The organism is Nostoc sp. (genome assembly GCF_036919555.1).
Classification (GTDB): Bacteria; Cyanobacteriota; Cyanobacteriia; order Cyanobacteriales; family Nostocaceae; genus Nostoc.
In genome coordinates, this window is sequence record NZ_JBALCS010000060.1 from 11,470 (window position 1) to 29,692 (window position 18,223).

12 protein-coding genes are annotated in these 18,223 nt (G+C 42.7%); 9 read left to right on the top strand and 3 right to left on the bottom strand.

Annotation, left to right across the window (positions count from 1 at the left end; genetic code table 11):
- The first annotated feature begins 71 nt into the window (after positions 1-71).
- On the top strand, positions 72-2,030 hold the full coding sequence (locus tag V7K36_RS17770; RefSeq protein WP_335117844.1) for an FHA domain-containing protein: 1,959 nt from the start codon (positions 72-74) through the stop codon (positions 2,028-2,030).
- Between the two features lie 387 nt (positions 2,031-2,417).
- On the opposite strand, the gene V7K36_RS17775 is transcribed toward V7K36_RS17770, so the two are convergent.
- Positions 2,418-2,678 (bottom strand): hypothetical protein, encoded by a 261-nt coding sequence (locus V7K36_RS17775; protein WP_335117846.1) that lies wholly within the window; start codon positions 2,676-2,678, stop codon positions 2,418-2,420.
- A 112-nt stretch (positions 2,679-2,790) separates the two neighbouring features.
- On the opposite strand from V7K36_RS17775, the gene V7K36_RS17780 reads away from it, so the two are divergent.
- The 3 genes from V7K36_RS17780 to V7K36_RS17790 all read left to right on the top strand — a co-directional run bounded on the left by V7K36_RS17780 (position 2,791) and on the right by V7K36_RS17790 (position 7,533).
- Entirely contained in the window at positions 2,791-5,175 is a 2,385-nt protein-coding gene (locus V7K36_RS17780) for a tetratricopeptide repeat protein (RefSeq protein WP_335117848.1), read from the top strand.
- Between the two features lie 159 nt (positions 5,176-5,334).
- On the top strand, positions 5,335-5,580 hold the full coding sequence (locus tag V7K36_RS17785) for a hypothetical protein (RefSeq protein ID WP_335117850.1): 246 nt from the start codon (positions 5,335-5,337) through the stop codon (positions 5,578-5,580).
- A gap of 60 nt (positions 5,581-5,640) precedes the next feature.
- Positions 5,641-7,533 carry a tetratricopeptide repeat protein gene (locus tag V7K36_RS17790; protein ID WP_335117852.1) on the top strand — a complete coding sequence of 631 codons (1,893 nt, stop codon included), beginning with the start codon at positions 5,641-5,643 and terminating at the stop codon, positions 7,531-7,533.
- 259 nt (positions 7,534-7,792) lie between these two features.
- Here the strand turns inward: V7K36_RS17790 and V7K36_RS17795 are convergent, their stop codons facing one another.
- Positions 7,793-8,290, bottom strand: coding sequence for a pentapeptide repeat-containing protein (locus tag V7K36_RS17795; protein WP_335096716.1), 498 nt, complete (start codon positions 8,288-8,290; stop codon positions 7,793-7,795).
- A gap of 48 nt (positions 8,291-8,338) precedes the next feature.
- Positions 8,339-8,485 (bottom strand): hypothetical protein, encoded by a 147-nt coding sequence (locus V7K36_RS17800; RefSeq protein ID WP_335117854.1) that lies wholly within the window; start codon positions 8,483-8,485, stop codon positions 8,339-8,341.
- A 69-nt stretch (positions 8,486-8,554) separates the two neighbouring features.
- Here V7K36_RS17800 and gcvT point away from each other — a divergent pair, with 69 nt between their 5' ends.
- The 5 genes from gcvT (at position 8,555) to V7K36_RS17825 (ending at position 18,087) form a co-directional block, all read left to right on the top strand.
- Positions 8,555-9,691 carry a glycine cleavage system aminomethyltransferase GcvT gene (gcvT, locus tag V7K36_RS17805; RefSeq protein WP_335117855.1) on the top strand — a complete coding sequence of 379 codons (1,137 nt, stop codon included), beginning with the start codon at positions 8,555-8,557 and terminating at the stop codon, positions 9,689-9,691.
- A 125-nt stretch (positions 9,692-9,816) separates the two neighbouring features.
- Positions 9,817-10,206: a glycine cleavage system protein GcvH gene (gene gcvH / locus V7K36_RS17810; RefSeq protein WP_334833761.1), complete on the top strand. Its 390-nt coding sequence runs from the start codon at positions 9,817-9,819 to the stop codon at positions 10,204-10,206.
- A gap of 514 nt (positions 10,207-10,720) precedes the next feature.
- Complete coding sequence (gene gcvP / locus V7K36_RS17815) at positions 10,721-13,687, top strand: aminomethyl-transferring glycine dehydrogenase (RefSeq protein WP_335117857.1); 2,967 nt, start codon at positions 10,721-10,723, stop codon at positions 13,685-13,687.
- Positions 13,688-14,537: 850 nt separating this feature from the next.
- Positions 14,538-16,103 (top strand): P-loop NTPase fold protein, encoded by a 1,566-nt coding sequence (locus V7K36_RS17820; protein WP_335117860.1) that lies wholly within the window; start codon positions 14,538-14,540, stop codon positions 16,101-16,103.
- 1 nt (position 16,104) lies between these two features.
- On the top strand, positions 16,105-18,087 hold the full coding sequence (locus V7K36_RS17825) for a WD40 repeat domain-containing protein (protein WP_335117862.1): 1,983 nt from the start codon (positions 16,105-16,107) through the stop codon (positions 18,085-18,087).
- The last annotated feature ends 136 nt before the right edge of the window (positions 18,088-18,223 follow it).

Below are 18,223 nucleotides of genomic sequence, written 5' to 3' on the forward strand. Positions count from 1 at the left end.
AGTGGGGAGTTAGGAGTTATTATTTTCCTCTGCCCAATGCCCAATGCCCAATGCCCCATGCCCTATAACCAATGACAAATGACCTACAAATCCAATTGAGTTGGGAAGATCCAGCGACGGGAGAACGGCGAGAACCAAGGCTGAGTATGCCGATCGCTTTTGGTCGAGAATTCGCTCGCTTACCTGCTGAACTCAGAGGAGTGCGGGTTTCTAGGATGCTGCTTAACAGTAATGAAGTTTCTCGCTACCATGCCCTAATTGACTGGGAACAAGACCATCTGGTGGTGATTGACCAAGGTAGCGTTAACGGTGTGTATGTCAATGGTCAACCACAAACGCGCAGTGTTCTGGCTAATGGCGATGCGTTGCAAATTGGTCCCTATGTGATAACGGTGACATTTGCTGCTAGCGCTTCTGCACCAGATACCAGCCTCCCTTCAACGATTCACTTCAACCCAAATACCAATCTTCCAGACCCCAGATTGCCTGTAGTCCAGCCGCTAACGCCCTTGGCAAGTAATTTCCCGCCATTAGCATTTCAGGCAGAGAATGTCGCTGTGCAAGCACTTTATGCTACAGGATTGCCAGTAGATGAATCTGATTATCTAGCGATCGGGGCGGGACTGGGTAGCTTTTTTTGGGCTGATTTGCTGCGAATTAGTGGTGTGTGTGCTGACAAAATTGTGGCTTTGGGATTAGAGGCAGAACCTTATGCTCGTTACAAGCGCCTGTGTTTGAATTCGCAAATTCCTTTACATGAAAGACTGCGATCAAATTCTGACTCTTGTCCTGATAATATTTGGGGCTGGCCTAGTTATGCCTTGCGTGAGGCTTGGCACGATTTCACCACGGTACAGATGAAATCAGCATTCAAGTATTTGTGGCAAGTGTTTGCTGAACCAACATTTGCACAAACTTATACTCCCCGTGCGGGTAATGTCTTTGATTCCATAGACCGAGAAGCCAAGCGCATTGGCTGGAATCAAATTTATCGCTATGGGCGAGTTAGGGTAATTCGCAAAACTGATGATGGCAGGTATTGCGTAGCCTATTCTCGCGCCCCAGGAAATTATGCTTTTTTAGTTACTCGTTATTTACATTTAGCTACTGGTTATCCAGCAATTCAGTTTCTCCCAGATTTGCAAGCTTATAGAGAAAAATATCAAGATTTTAAATCGGTCGTCAATGCTTATGAGGCACATGATCATGTTTATCAGCAACTAGAGCAACAAGGCGGTACGGTATTGATTCGGGGGCGGGGAATTGTGGCTTCGCGGATTTTTCAGCGTATTTATGAAGCTAGAAAGCGAAATCAGAATATTTCAGTTTTGCATTTAATGCGATCGCCTAAACCTCAAGGCAACAAATTTCAAAATGCCCAGCGCCTAGTTAAAAATCATTACGAATTTCAACCCTTTAACTCGCCTAAAGCTTGTTGGGGCGGCGAACTCCGGGCAATATTAGAAAAAGCTAGTCCCGATGAACGCAAACGTTTACTAACAGACTGGGGTGGAACTACCACCGCCGACCGCCACGACTGGCAGCAAATTATTGCCCAAGGGTTAAGCGAAGGCTGGTATCAAATTACCTTCGGTGAGGTTTTGGATGTAGAACGAGATGGACAAAACCGAACTATTACCCGTATCCGAGAGCAAAGCTTTGGGGAAATGAAATTGCTAGCTGACTTTATTGTTGATGCTACTGGACTGGATGCCAAGGTAGATACCAATCCTCTGTTAGCAGATTTGGTGAAACATTACAACCTTCCAGTGAATCACCTGGGGCGATTGGCTGTAGCGAATAATTTTGAATTAGTAGAAATGCGTAGTGACAGAGGTCAAATGTATGCTGCTGGGGCTATAACTCTCGGTGGACCTTATGCAGCAGTTGATAGTTTCTTGGGCTTGCAATATGCTGCATTAGTCGCCGTTGATGGACTCGCCGCCACCCGTGCGCCTGGAGTCCAAAGGTTGAATGTTGTAAGTTCCTTTCGGCAGTGGTTGAAGTGGGTGTTAAATCAGTCACCTTAGTGTAAGGAGGCAGGAGGCAGGAGGAATAGAGTATTTACCTGGCTGTTTCGAGTTCCAAACCCCAAACTTGAGGTTCAAAGGCTCAAGTGTCAGCCTCAAAGGCTTAAAGTTAAGGTTCAAAGGCTTAAGCTTCAGCCTCAAAGGCTTAAAGTTAAGGTTCAAAGGCTTAAGCTTCAGCCTCAAAGGCTTAAAGTTAAGGTTCAAAGGCTTAAGTGTCAGCTTCAAAGGCTTAAAGTTAAGGTTCAAAGGCTCAAGTGAATTTAATGGGCAGTTAGAAACCGCATGTACACAGACAAAATCCACCTTCGTGGGTTAAAAAAGCTTGATTTTGCATTAGCCCACGAAGGAAAGCTCTGTTTGTATAGCCGCGAATTCCATTCGCCTTGGCTATTTAGTTTTTTCCTTTGTTAGGCTTACCATTACAGGCACTAAAGTTTTAACTAAACCCGTAATCGCCACAATCACAGAGGCAATTCCCCCAATCGACAATGAAGTTAAAATTGCCGCCGCGAGAATAATTTCCGTGGGGCTGTATCCGTCTCGCATCCAGGTAGATGGATTCTCTACTGATGTTGGCGAGGCGGGGATTAATTGCGAAGTTTGGGTGGTTTGATTGGAGTTGACTGGAGTTGTTAAGGCAGTTTTCACGGCTGAACCTCTTTTAAATGTTTCTATGCAAATGGTATTTCTGCGTTGAAGAGAGGAGGTTCCCTAAAAGTAGAAACTTAAGTAGAATTAAGTAGAAATCTCACAAGTGTCTATGGAATGGCGTGATTTTTTAGAACAAGAAGCCGCGATTCATGACTTATTCCTGGAAGAAAAGGCACCTTTTGTAGAGCGGTTGAAGACTGAAAAATCAAGCAATAGTGAGGCAAAAGTTGCCAGCGAATTGAACATCGGTGTTGGTACTGTTAAAAAGCACATGACTAAGGTTTATGACAAGTTTGCTCAGAGTTGTCCTGAATTAGCCACCTCTAACAGTCGGGGCAAAGCAAAAAAGTTACAGGCTTGCTTAAGAGCAAAATATAATGGCGGGCAAGATGTTCGTCCCATAATTAAAGAAATTCATCATAATATTCCCCCTGCTGTCCCATTTGAAAAATTTGTGGGACGTGAGGCGGAACTACAAAACCTGCACTCCTCATTACAAACATCTTGGCAAGTTGCGATTGTAGCTGTGGCGGGTATGGGTGGTGTGGGAAAAACTCAACTCGCTACCCAATATGCAAAACAGCATTTGCAGAATTATCAAGGTGGGGTTTGCTGGTTATCAGCACAGGGTATTGATGTCGGTATTCAGATTCTCAGATTTTTTGAATTGAAATTTAAACTCATTGCACCGGACGATTGGGAATTAGCAGATAGGCTTCGATACTGCTGGAAGAATTGGCAAGAAGGTGAAGTGCTGCTGGTGTTTGATAATGTCACCGACTACAAAAAACAGGTTCAGCCTTATCTACCCCCAGAATCACCCCGGTTTAAAGTATTGCTGACAACGCGCCAGGAATTTGATAGAACTTTGGCGCAATTACCTTTGGGTGTTCTCAAACCATTGGCGGCGATGAAATTATTAAAATCGCTAGTTGATAGAGAACGGCTTAAAAGTGAATCTTGGGTTGCCAGAAGAATTTGTAAATTCTTGGGATATTTGCCTTTGGCGTTAGAGTTGGTGGGGCGATATCTGGATACAATGCCAGATTTGTCTTTGGAAAAACTGCTGAAGCGGCTACAAAAAAAGCGACTGGAACACGAAGCAGTCGCCAAGGCTAACCCATTGATGCGTTATGAATATGGTGTGGCTGAAGCTTTTGCATTGAGTTGGGAACAGTTGGATGAAAATGCACAAAAGAAGGGTTGTGGATTAAGTTTGTTTGCGTTAGCTGACATTCCCTTACCTGTTGAGGCGATAGAAAATGATGAACAACAAGAAGTATGGGAAAAAGCCATAGCCGATTTGCTGGAATTACATTTGCTACAACGACAAAGTAAAGGAATTTATAAGTTACATCCACTGATTCGGCAATTTTTCCAAATGAAGTTGGATGAGTTAAGTAATGCAGATGAGGTGAAAACTACTTTTGTAGCGCAGATGGTAGAGGTAGCAAAGCGAATTCCTCAACAGCCTAACCGTGAAGATATTTTCAATCTCACTTCCGCTATCCCCCACATTGCAGAAGTTGCAACCCATCTATCCCAATATCTCAGCGACGAGGATTTAATTTGGCCTTTCACAGGTTTAGGCTGGTTTTATCAAGGTCAAGGACTTTATCAGCAAGCAAAACCTTGGTTGCGGCAGTGTGTAAAAATTGCTGAAAATCGCCTGGGTTTAGAACATCCCGATATTGCCACTAGCCTGAACAATCTAGCAGCACTTTATAAATCTACAGGACGCTACAGCGAAGCCGAACCTCTGTATCAGCAAGCTTTAGAACTGACGAAACGCCTGCTGGGAAACAACCATCCTATTTTCGCCACTAGCTTAAACAATTTGGCAGAACTCTACCGTTATACAGGACGCTACAGCGAAGCCGAACCCCTGTATCAGCAAGCTTTAAAACTAAGACAACGCCTACTGGGAGACAACCATCCCGATGTCGCCAATAGCTTGAGCAATTTAGCATTACTTTACGATTTTACAAAACGCTACAGCGAAGCCGAACTGTTGTTTCAGCAAGCTTTAGAACTAAAAAAACACCTACTGGGAGACAACCATTCTGATATTGCCATTAACCTTAACAATCTAGCAGCACTTTATAAATCTACAGGACGTTACAGCGAAGCCGAACCGTTGTTTGAGCAAGCTTTAGAACTGAGACAACGCTTGCTGGGAGACAACCATCCCGATGTCGCTAGTAGCTTGAACAATCTAGCATCACTTTACTGTTCTACACGACGCTTCAATGAAGGCGAACCTCTGTTTATGCAAGCTTTGGAACTCCAGAAACGCCTGCTGGGAGACAATCATCCCGATGTTGCCACTAGCCTGAACAATCTAGCTGGACTTTACTGTTCTACACGACGCTTCAATGAAGGTGAACCCCTGTTTCAGCAAGCTTTAGCAATTTGTGAACGTACTTTAGGTGTAGGTCATCCCGATACAATTACGGTTCGGGGAAATTATGCCAGGTTCTTAAGAGAAGCATAGCGCTAACGATCGCACCCTTTATCACAAAATCACACCAAATTGATGCTACACAACAGTTGTAGTTTAAATTTTAGCAGCGATCGCCCCCTTGTATCCAAAGTACAATAAAAAATAGAGCATAGACGTAGCCCATCGTAGACATCGCCTAGCCGTTTCGAGTTGCAAACGCCAAATTCGACCTCAGAAGCTCAACCTCCAGCTTCAGAAGCTCAACCTCCACCCTCAGAAGGTCAACTTCCATCCTCAGAAGGTCAACCTTCACCTTCAGAAGCTCAATCTCCATCCTTAGAAGCTCAACCTTCACCTTTAGAAGCTCAATCTCCACCCTCAGAAGCTCAAATAGCAATGCCTAACAGCAAGTCAATACTTTTAAATGTTTCTATACAAATGGTATTTCTACCCTAAAGAGAGGTGATTTCCAAATAGAGACAAAGTACAATCAAAAATAAACTTCACAAGCTGTTTATGCAATGGGGTAATTTTCTAGCCAAAGAAGCTGCTACTCATGGCTTATCTCTAAAACAAACGGCAGCTTTTATAAAATATTTTAAGACTAAAAACTTAGGTAAAAATGATGCTAAACTTGCCAGCGAATTAAACGTTGGTGTTGCTGCTTTTAGAAAGTGGATGAGTGAGGTATATGAAAAGTTTGCCCAGAATTATCCTGAGTTAGCTATTTCCAACAGTCCGGGCAACCTAAAAAAGTTAGAAGCTTACCTGAGCGCGAAATATAATAGCGAATTGGATATCCTCAAACCATTGGCGGCGATGAAACTCTTAAAATCGCTGGTGGTTCGGGAACGACTGCAAGAAGAAGCTTGGATTGCGAGAAGAATTTGTAAATTTTTGGGATATTTGCCTTTAGCGTTAGAGCTAGTAGGGCGATATCTGAATAAAATGCCAGATTTGTCTCTGGAAACATTGCTGAAACGGCTAGAGAAAAAACGACTGGAACAAGAATCAGTAGTCAATGGTAACTCATTGATGGATTATGAATCCGGTCTAGCTGAAGCTTTTGAATTGAGTTGGGAACATCTGGATGAGAATGCCCAAAACTTTGGCTGTTTGCTAAGTTTGTGTGCATTAGCTGACATTCCCTTATCTGTTGAGACGATAGAAGATGACAAAAAACAAGAACTCGATGAGAAAGCCATAGCCAATTTACTAGAATTGCATTTGCTAGAACCCAAAAGCAAAGAAATTTATCGTCTAAATCCACTGATTCGCCAACTTTTCCAAATTAAATTGGATAAGTCAAGTGAGGCAGATGAAACAAAAACTAAATTTGCAGCGATGATGTTAGAGGTAGCAAAGTTAATTCCGCAACAGCCTAACCCTAAAGATATTCTCAACCTCACTCCACATATCCCGCACATTACAGAAGTTGCAATCCACCTATCCCAGTATCTAAGCGATGAAAATTTAATTACTTTATTTACCAAATTAGCCTGGTTTTATCAAGGTCAAGAACTTTATCAGCAAGCAGAATCTTGGTTGCAACAATGTGTAGAACTGACTCAAAATCGTCTTGGTTTAGAACATTCCGATGTCGCTGCTAATCTGAACAATTTAGCAGGACTCTACGAATCTACAGGACGCTACAGCGAAGCTGAACCTTTGTATCAGCAAGCTTTAGAACTCAGAAAACGTTTGCTGGGAAACAACCATCTTGATGTTGCTACCAGTCTGAACAATTTAGCAAGAATCTACGAATCCACAAGACGCTACAGCGAAGCCGAACCCTTGCTTGAGCAAGTTTTAGAACTGAGAAAACGCCTGCTGGGAGAAGAACATATTGATGTCGCCACTAGCTTAAGCTATTTAGCATTAGTTTACGAATCTACAGAACGCTATAGCGAAGCCGAACCTTTGTATCAGCAAGCTTTAGAACTGTGGAAACGCCTAATGGGAGAAGAACATCCCCATGTTGCTACTACCATGAACAATTTAGCAGCATTGTACTGTTATACAAAACAATACAGCGAAGCCGAACCCTTGTTTGAGCAAGCTTTAGAACTGAGAAAACGCCTGCTGGGAAAAGAACATATTGATGTTGGCACTAGCCTGAATAATTTAGCACAACTCTACGAATTTACAGGACGCTACAGCAAAGCCGAACCATTGTATCAGCAAGCTTTAGAACTGAGTAAACGCCTGCTGGGACACAACCATCCCGATGTGGCTATTAGTCTGAACAATCTAGCAGCACTCTACCGGAATACAAGACGCTACAGGAAAGCCAAACCCTTGTTTGAGCAAGCTTTGAAAATTTGTGAACGGACTTTAGGTGTAAGTCATCCTACTACGATGACGGTTCGGGCAAATTACGCCAGCTTTTTAAGAGAAGCATATCACTAGCGATCGCTCCGTATAATTCGTAATTCGTAATTCGTAATTAGTTCACAATAATATCCCCCTCTCCATCAGTAAAGATGCAGGGTGGTTTCATACAAGCAGAGAAAAACTAAAACTGAGTTTCAAAGCCTCTTGACCTTTCGAGGAGAGGAATGGAAGTGGGGTAAAAAGCCATGTCACAAAACGAGAATCAAGACTTATGTATTTTTCTTTCTTCGTATGAAACCACCCTGCTCTGCATCAGTGAAGAAGGGGTTAGATTCTACTTACATCCTAAAGACTTGCGAGTATCCACACCAGTTTTAGAATTCACACCACTTGCTTTAACACAAAGTTTTTTCACTTGTATCCCATCTAAAATCGCATTCGTAAAATCAGTACCTGTGATATCCACGCCATCAAAAGTAGAACGCAGCATCATTGCATCGGTCAACACAGCATCACTTAAATCAGCATTCTTAAACCTTGTTAAATAGGCTATGCCTTCACTAAAATCAGCACCATGCAGATTTACTCCCTCCAATACGCTACCGTTAAACACGCCACCACGTAAATTAGTATTGCTAAAATTAGCATTCTCTAATTTGAGATTGGTAAACTCAGTGCCAATTAAACTTTGACCAGAGTAATCCTTGCCCTTGAGTTCATCATTCCCCACAGAACGGGTAATACTCGAAGAACTAGCAGCTTGCGCCGATAGGGGAAACAAAAAAAGAACCATAGCTAAGACAAAGCTAGCTAACTGTCGCCAATATTTCATAATCTCTTCTTAATAAATCTCAACACTTCCACCATTAACTATTAAAGCTCACAGAGGGGGACAAGGGGGACAAGGAAAATGCCCAATGCCCAATCCCCAATGCCCAATCCCCAATGCCCAATCCCCAATGCCCAATCCCCAATGCCCAATCCCCAATGCCCAATGCCCAATCCCCAATGCCCAAATTTGATACACAAGACTGTAAAACTAGAAAGCATCTCGTAGGATGATAGATGTTGAGGTGCGATCGCAAAATAATTACCTGTGGCTAATCAAGAAGACAACGCCCAATCTTTGGCGCGAACCCCTTTATATCAACTGGGTGTAGAACTCAAAGCCCGCCTTACTAGCTTTGGCGGCTGGGAAATGCCCGTACAATTTAGTGGCATTAGCCGCGAACACGAGGCTGTAAGAAATACAGCCGGAATGTTTGATATTTCCCACATGGGCAAATTTACCCTCCAAGGTAAAAATCTCATTTCCCAACTCCAGCTTTTAGTGCCTTCAGACTTGAGTCGTTTGCAACCCGGTCAAGCACAATACACCTTATTGTTAAATCGCCAAGCCGGAATTATTGACGACATCATTGTTTATTATCAAGGTGAAGACGCCACTGGGACACAGAGAGCATTTATCATAGTCAATGCGGCAACCTCCAGCAAAGATAAAACATGGCTATTGCAACATCTTGACCTAGATAAAGTGCAATTCCAAGATGTTTCACCAGATAAAGTCTTAATTGCCGTGCAAGGCCCAAAAGCGATTAAATATCTCCAGCCCTTAGTGCAACAAGACTTACAACCAATTAAAGCCTTCGGACATTTAGAAGCAACGCTACTAGGTAAACCTGCCTTCCTAGCCCGCACAGGTTACACCGGAGAAGATGGCTTTGAGGTGATGGTAGACCCAGATGTGGGGATAGAATTGTGGCAAACTCTCCATAATGCTGGTGTTATCCCCTGCGGACTGGGTGCCAGAGATACCCTGCGGCTAGAAGCGGCAATGGGACTTTACGGACAAGATATGGATGACACCACCACACCTTTAGAAGCAGGTTTGGGGTGGTTAATTCACTTAGATACCAAAGGCGATTTTATTGGTCGGGAAGTTTTAGCACAACAGAAAGCCGTTGGAGTGCAGCGCCGATTGGTAGGTTTGCAAACCCAAGGACGCAACATTGCCCGTCACGGCTATCAAGTGTTATCCGCAGGTAAAATTGTGGGAGAAGTTACCAGTGGCACTCTGTCGCCCACACTTGGTTATCCCATTGCCTTAGCCTACGTTCCCACCCAGCTAGCAACTGTCACTCAGCAGCTAGAAGTTGAAATTCGCGGCAAAGCTTATCCAGCAGTTGTAGTTAAACGTCCCTTTTATCGGTCAAAAAATCGTGTTGCCAACTGATAAGCGCCGAGGTTTTTGAGGAATAATGTGTTGTAAGTTACTCAATCTCCAGTCAGGTTCATTACCAGATATGGGTTGGATGACTGTTGGGGTAATAATTTTTTTGATAAGGGAGAGGAAGTGATATGTCTTTTGAATATCCTCAAGATTTTAGATACCTGGATTCTCATGAATACGTCCGACTAGATGGCGAAATTGCCACCATTGGCATTACAGAGTTTGCCGTACATGAATTGGGTGATATCGTCTTTTTGGAACTGCCAGAAATTGGCGACGCTCTTACCAGGGGAGAAAACTTTGGCACAATTGAATCAGTGAAAGCCGTTGAAGAACTGAATTCACCTGTGACAGGCACAGTTATAGAACGCAATGAAGCCTTAATTAATTCTCCCGAAGAAGTGTCAGAAGACCCCTACGGTGAAGGGTGGTTTTTGAAAGTGCGCGTCAATGATGTTGGCGAAGTTGAGGACGCCTTGACAGCAGATGAATATCGCGCCCAGGTAGAAGGGGAGTAGGGAGTAGGAAGTGGGAGAGACGCGATTAATCGCGTCTGTACGGGAGTGGGGAGTGGGGGATGAGGGGGACAAGGTAAAATTTTCTCGCTTATCTCCCGCATCTCCTACTCCACCCGAAGATACAGCAGTTTTTATGTATTTGAACCACATCTATCGTAAGGGCACAGCAATGCTCATAGGTGTCAACTTAACGTAAAAACCAGTCTAGACAAAGCTTTGATAGATTCCCTCGTTCCCAGTCTCCGACTGGGAATGCTGTTCTAGAGGCTCCGCCTCCCTTGCTGGCGGCAGAGCCGCCAGCAAGGGACGCATTTCCAGCCAGAGGCTGGAAACGAGATTTGAAAAGACTTTTAGCTTAAGTTGACACCAATGAGCAATGCTGTACCCCTACCGCGTGGTTTATTTACCTAACAATAGCTGTAAGTCATGAAATTTAGATGTAACTTTTCAGTTCATCTAAATTTCATGAGTATTTATTGCAAAATATGAAATAGTACCATCTGGAGAGTAATTTGTGGTATTGAACGCTCCCATTCTCAAGTCTAATGAGCAGCAAGTGCTGGACGAAAAAAGTCAAAAGTTAAGTAGTTTTGCGCCAAGACACATTGGGACTAACTCCGATGACATCCAGCAAATGCTTAAATTTTTGGGGTTTCCCAGCCTAGATGCCCTAATTGACCAAACAGTTCCACATCCAATTAGGCTGAAGCAACCGCTAAAGTTACCAGAAGCAGAAAGTGAGTATGCAGCACTGGTATCGTTAAAAAAAGTTGCTGCCAAAAATCAGGTTTTCCGCTCATACATTGGTATGGGATATTACGACACTATTACCCCACCTGTAATTGGGCGCAACATCCTAGAAAACCCCGGTTGGTATACTGCCTACACTCCTTATCAGCCAGAAATTGCCCAAGGGCGACTAGAAGCGCTGCTAAATTTCCAAACCCTGATTATCGATTTAACCGGTTTGGAAATTGCCAATGCTTCGTTACTCGATGAAGCCACAGCCGCAGCTGAAGCGATGAGCCTAAGCTATGCTGTTTGTAAAAATCAGGCAAATGCCTATTTCGTCTCTGGTGATTGCCATCCCCAAACTATCGACGTGTTACAAACACGGGCTAAACCATTAGGGATTAAGATCATTGTCGGTGATCATCAAACATTTGATTTTGATCAAGCAATTTTTGGGGCTGTTCTACAATATCCTGCAAGTGATGGCACCATTTACGACTACCGCGCTTTTATAGAAAAAGCCCATGCTAAGGGTGCATTGGTGACGGTAGCAGCAGATCCTTTAAGTTTAACTTTGCTGACCCCTCCTGGGGAATTTGGCGCTGATATTGCTGTTGGTAGCACCCAGCGCTTTGGTATTCCCTTGGGGTTTGGAGGCCCTCACGCGGCATACTTTGCTACGAAGGAAGAGTATAAGCGGCTGGTTCCAGGGCGAATTGTCGGAGTATCAAAAGATGCTCAAGGTAAGCCTGCATTACGTCTCGCCTTGCAAACCCGCGAACAGCACATCCGCCGCGAAAAAGCTACTAGTAATATCTGTACAGCACAGGTGCTACTGGCGGTAATGGCGAGTATGTACGCGGTGTATCATGGTCCTGCTGGACTGAAGCAAATTGCTGAAAACATCCATTCCTTGACGGTGTTGTTAGCAGCAGGACTGAAGCGTTTAGGTTACAAAATCGTTTCAGAATCTTACTTTGATACGCTGCGAGTAGAACTGGGAAAACGCAATTTCAAAGATATTCTGGCAGCTAGCGAACAACTTCAAATTAATCTGCGGGTTTTTGATGCAACTGCTGTTGGTATTTCGCTGGATGAAACAACTACACCAGAAGACTTAATCGACCTCTGGCAGATTTTTGCTGGTACAGATGATTTACCCTTTACCCTAGAAGAATTAACTTCTCCCTCTCTTCCCCATCTCTCCCTCTCCCGCACAAGTACATATCTCACTCACCCTGTCTTTGACCGCTATCACTCAGAAACTGAGTTGTTGCGCTATCTGCACAAGCTGGAAAGCAAGGACTTGTCGCTAACTACATCGATGATTCCCTTGGGTTCTTGCACAATGAAGTTGAATGCGACTGCTGAGATGATTCCGGTAAGTTGGGAGGAATTTGGCAAGATTCATCCATTTGCACCTTTGTCCCAAACCCAAGGTTATCAAATCCTGTTTAGGCAACTTGAGGCATGGTTAGCTGAAATTACTGGGTTTGCGGGAATTTCTCTACAACCAAATGCTGGTTCTCAAGGGGAGTATACAGGACTTTTGGTGATTCGTCAATATCACGAAAATCGGGGTGAAGCACACCGCAATGTTTGTTTGATTCCCACTTCTGCACATGGGACAAACCCTGCGAGTGCAGTGATGTGCGGGATGAAGGTGGTGGCAGTTGCCTGTGATTCACAAGGTAATATTGACGTTGATGACCTGAAGAGTAAGGCAGAAAAACACAGTAATGAACTCGCTGCCTTAATGGTGACATATCCCTCAACTCACGGTGTTTTTGAGGAGCCAATTCAGGAAATCTGCGCTGTTGTCCATAGTCACGGTGGACAAGTTTACATGGATGGGGCAAATATGAACGCCCAAGTGGGAATTTGCCGTCCTGGAGATATTGGCGCGGATGTCTGTCACTTGAATCTGCACAAAACCTTCTGTATTCCTCATGGTGGCGGTGGCCCTGGTATGGGGCCGATTGGCGTCGCCTCTCATTTGGTGCCATTTTTGCCTGGACACACTGTTGTGGGGAGTGGGGAGTGGGGAGAGACGCGATTAATCGCGTCTGTACAAGATAGTAGGGAAGAAATCTCTAATTCCCAACGTGTTGGTGCGGTGGCAGCTGCACCTTGGGGTAGTGCTAGTATCTTGGTGATTTCTTGGATGTACATCGCCATGATGGGTGCAGCTGGTTTAACCCAAGCAACTAAGGTAGCGATTCTCAACGCTAACTACATGGCCAAGAAACTGGAATCGTACTATCCGGTTTTGTATCAGGGAAAAAATGGTCTAGTTGCCCATGAGTGTATTTTAGATTTGCGATCGCTCAAAAAATCGGCTGCGATCGAAATTGATGATGTTGCCAAGCGTCTGATGGATTATGGTTTCCATGCGCCGACCGTCTCCTGGCCTGTAGGGGGTACAATCATGGTGGAACCTACAGAAAGTGAATCTAAGCAAGAGTTGGATCGTTTCTGTAATGCGTTGATTTCTATTCGCCAAGAAATCGCGGAAATAGAATCAGGTAAGGTGGATGTCCAAGATAATGTTTTGAAGAACGCACCCCACACTGCTGAAAGTCTCATCGCTGGAGAATGGCAGCATCCTTATTCTCGTGAACAAGCTGCCTACCCTGCGCCTTGGACTCGTGAATATAAGTTCTGGCCTGCTGTTGGTCGCATTGACTCAGCTTTTGGGGATAGAAATTTTGTTTGTTCTTGTCTGCCAATGGATGCTTATTCTTCATAAAACCATACAGTTTAGTTAAAACTTGCTTCCCCCAACTCTCGTTTCAAGAAAGTTGGGGGGATTTTTTTAGAATAAACTCTCTCTCTGGGTCTGGGCGTCTCTGCGTGAGATAAAAAATATTTATCGAAAAGTTGGGTTTAAAACCCCGTGCTTCTAGCACGGCTTTATCTTTACGAGTGTTGCATTTGCCACTAATATATTAAGATACTAATTAGTACCGATGGACAGTCGGGAATCCAAAACGCCTATGCAGACGGTTTGCTCTTGTACTGAGATATCTCAGTCTAGGTCAAAGTCGAAATCCCGTAAGGGAGTAACTAGGAAGTCTTTGAAGTGATTCTTTAGTTGCCTCCCTACCTTCAGGAAAGGAGTCATGTCACAGTTGAGCCTCAGAAGGTCAAAGTTGAGCCTCAGAAGGTCAACGTCGAGCCTCAGAAGGTCAACAGGTTTGGAAATCGAAACGGCTAAGTAATGTCTACTAAGAGGATGTTTGAAAAGTCGTAAAGTATACCAAAAACCCCTCTCCAAACCTCTCCCCGAAGCGGAGAGAGGCTTTGAAACCCCGATTCCCTTATAGGGAAGGGGAGGCTAGGGGGGTTAGGTTCCTGATACTTTGATGTTACCAAAAATACTTTTAAAACATCCTCTAAGGGCTACACCTACGCGCTTTGGCAATAAGTGTGAGAATCGAACCGCAGAGGCGCAGAGGGCGCGGAGGAAGAGTTTAAGAGGGTGCGTTAGCGCAGCTTACCAAAGGTATCGCTATTATATGTATACGTATTTGCTTAATTTTGGCATCAGTCGTTAGGATAGGTTACAGGTGTAAAAATTATCTCTACTGCTAGCGAAAATGAGTATTGACCTTGTAGTTAATGCACTTAAGAGTATTGCTAAACCTGCGGCTTCTCTAGTTATCAATCAAGCTCAACGCAATGAAACTGTAGTCAGAATCTTAAAAGATTTCAAGTTTGACCCGGTACAACCACCCAAAGATGTTGATGGTGTTTATGTTTACTCTTTAATTGAGTATGGTGTAGGTAAGCCGGAAGCCATCCTAAATCTTTTTCGAGAAAGAGAAATTAAAAATGCTTTTTGGAGTGCTTATACTGCAAATAATCCCTTGGGTTTCTGCAAGGAAGTAGAAAAGTTTTTGAAGGGAAATGATTTAGAATATGATATCCGATTGTTGAGAATTGAACTGCGATCGCAGCTGGAGGAATTTGGGGAAATATTTATTCAGGTTGCGAAAAGAAGTAAATCAAAAGAGTTTGAGCCTTTCCCTGAATGGAATTTAGACGAGTATCCAGCAGAATTTAAGTCGTTAATTAGAGAAAAAATTCGCTCGTTTTGCGGTCGTAAGTTTGTTTTTGAGGCTTTTAAGCAGTTTTGCGACAAAAATCGCAGTGGTTATTTTACAGTAGTGGGTGATGCGGGGATGGGGAAGAGTGCCATTGCTGCTAAATACGTCTGGGACAATAAATCACCATGCTATTTTAATATTCGCTCAGATGGTCGCAATCGAGCGGAGCTATTTCTTGACAGTATTCGCAAACAATTAATTAAGCGTTACCAGTTGCAGAATGCTGAAAAGGCTAATTTAGCAGATTTACTAGAACAGGTTAGCAAAAAACTGAATGCTGGCGATCGTCTGGTAATTGTAGTTGATGCTTTGGATGAAGTGGAACAAGAAACAGGGGGGAATCTTTTAGATTTACCGCCGTCGCTTCCTGAAGGTGTCTATTTTCTGGTGACTAGACGACCTTATACCAGAGATAAAAAACGCTTGTCTGCACCAGATGTCCCGGTAGAGGAGCTAGATTTAAAGGGAAGTCAGTATGTTAATTTGAGTCGTGAAGATATCAAGGAATATATTTGGTTCTTTTTGAATGTCGATAAAAACTATGAAAATGCACTTAAACAATGGATTCAAGACCGTAATATTTATGATAGCGATTTTGTTGAGCAGCTAGCAATTAAGAGTGAAAACAATTTCATGTACCTGCGTTATGTTTTGCCAGGAATTGCTAAAGGTGACTATAAAGACCTGAGTTTAAAGCAATTACCCGATGGTTTGCAAGAATATTATCAAGATCATTGGCGACGGATGGGAATGGAGGAAAAACTCCAGGAAGTAAAGGTATTTATCCTATTTATTTTAGTGGAGATTGGCACACCAATTCCCTATGAGATGATAGCGGATATTGCTGAACAGGATGAATATGAGGTGCAAGTAGTTTTAGATGAGTGGGTTGAGTATTTAAAGCCGCAGGTTCTAGAGGGAGAAAACTGCTACAGCATCTATCACGCTAGTTTTTTAGACTTCTTGAAAGCAAAACGGGTTTTAGATTCCAAACGCAAGCTATTTCAAGAGGTTAATCAACGCATTGCCGATTACCTTGTAAGGAAGATGGCGTGAGATGGGAGAATTTGCAGACAAGTTAGCGGCAGAAAGTCCCGCTTTTCAACGTGCTTACTTGGGTAGTTTAGCGCCAAGCTTGATAAAGTCGGGAAATTTGGAAAAGTATTACCAAACTCTGACTGATTTTAATTTTATCGTGGCAAAGATTAACCATCCTGAGTTTGGAGTGCAGTTTTTAATTAAAGATTATGATTTGATTGAAGATGCAGATACATTAAATTACCCAGAATACAACTCTGAGAAAGTCAAAAGTCTAAAATTTATTCAAGGAGCATTGAGACTCTCAGCGCATATTGTAGCAGTGGATAAGCGGCAATTAGCGAGTCAATTACAAGGGCGGTTACTAGATAAAAAAATACCGGAAATTCAAGCACTATTAAAACAAGCCAAGCAGCAAACCTCAGTCCCTTGGCTGTGTCCCTTTACTCCTAGCTTAACACCACCAGGGGGACACTTACTCCGAACTCTCAAGGGCGAGAAACCTGTAGCAGTCACCCCTGATGGAAAGCAGTTGATTTCTGGTTCTGATGACGACACTCTCAAGGTTTGGAATCTGGAAACGGGAGAAGAAATTGTTACTCTCACAGGTCATACTAAATTCATAACGGCTATAGCAGTTACACCAGATGGTAAGTATATAGTTTCTGGTTCAGGTGACAACACAATTAGAGTTTGGGACATTAATACAAATCAAGTAGTCTTTACTTTAACAGGACATGCAAATGCAATAACTGCGCTGGCTGTAACACATAATAGCCAATGGGTAATTTCTGGTTCTAGTGATACTACTATCAAGATTTGGGATTTAAATACTGGCAATGAACTTTGTACATTTGGAAATGCAAAAGTAAAAAAACCTCTTTCATTACAAAGCTTTCTCAGTGAAGGTAAAAAAGGCTTTGATCTGATTGATGCAGTATTTTCTTTGGCAGTTACACCAGATGCTAAACAAGTAATTGCTGGTTATGACTATAGGACTATTAGAGTATGGAATATAGAAAGTAAAACACAAGTTTTTTATTGTAAATGCGAGGCTCCTTTAGTAGGAAGTTTAGCATTAGCAGCAAACAGAAACCTATTCTTTGCTGCTTCAGGAGCAAATAGTATTCAAGGTTGGAGCTTAGATTCTGGAAAAGAAGTCTTACGTCTTGAAGGTCATACTAGGGGAGTAACAACCATAGCTATTACATCAGATGAAAAACGACTAATTTTTTATGCTTACGACAAAACACTCAAATATTGGAATATAGAAACAGGACAAGAAATATTTACATTCAAAACAGATACTGAAAACATAACATCTATAGCCCTTACACCAGATGATAAAAGGTTAATTTCTGGTTCTAGTCAGATCAAAATCTGGAGTTTAGAACCTGACAAAGAAACTCCCTTTGTCACCCAGCATAACGATAGTGTGTGGAATTTAGCAATAACACCTGATGGGAAAAAGGCTATTTCTAGTTCTTGGGACAAGAGCTTGAAAGTTTGGGAGTTGGAGAATCAAAAGGAAATTTTTACATTCAATCGTAATATTCAGCCAGGTACTCCTATTGTGCTAACACCTGATGGCAAGCAAGTAATTTTTGCTACAAATAATAAGTATCTTACAGTCAGGGATTTATTGACAGGAGAGGAATTTAGTCAACTTAGCGGTTATAACGAAAGTGTAATTGCTTTAGCAGTTACACTAAATGGGGAGAAGCTGATATCTAGTTTTAGTGACGATACTTTTAAAGTATGGGATTTAAAATCCAGACAAGAACTTTCAAGTAAATCTTATTATGATTGGAAACTAAGCGATATAGCAATCAATCCTAATAGTCAACAGGTTATTTGTGCTTTATACGAATTTATAGCAGTTCACAATCTCTCAAATGACAAAGAATCTTTTTTAATCGAGAGTCATACCAGTTATGTCAAAGCTGTGGCGGTTTCACCCACCGGAAAGCAGATAATATCAGCTTCTAACCCAAGTTGCTAGTTATTGATTCAGGCGATCGCTTTGTGCAATAAAATTCCCTTCAGAGATGAAAAACGGAGGGGAATATGTTAAGCGAAATAATTACTGTCTATGCTATCATCGATGACCTGTTAAAGGCGATTAGGCATAGTGAAGA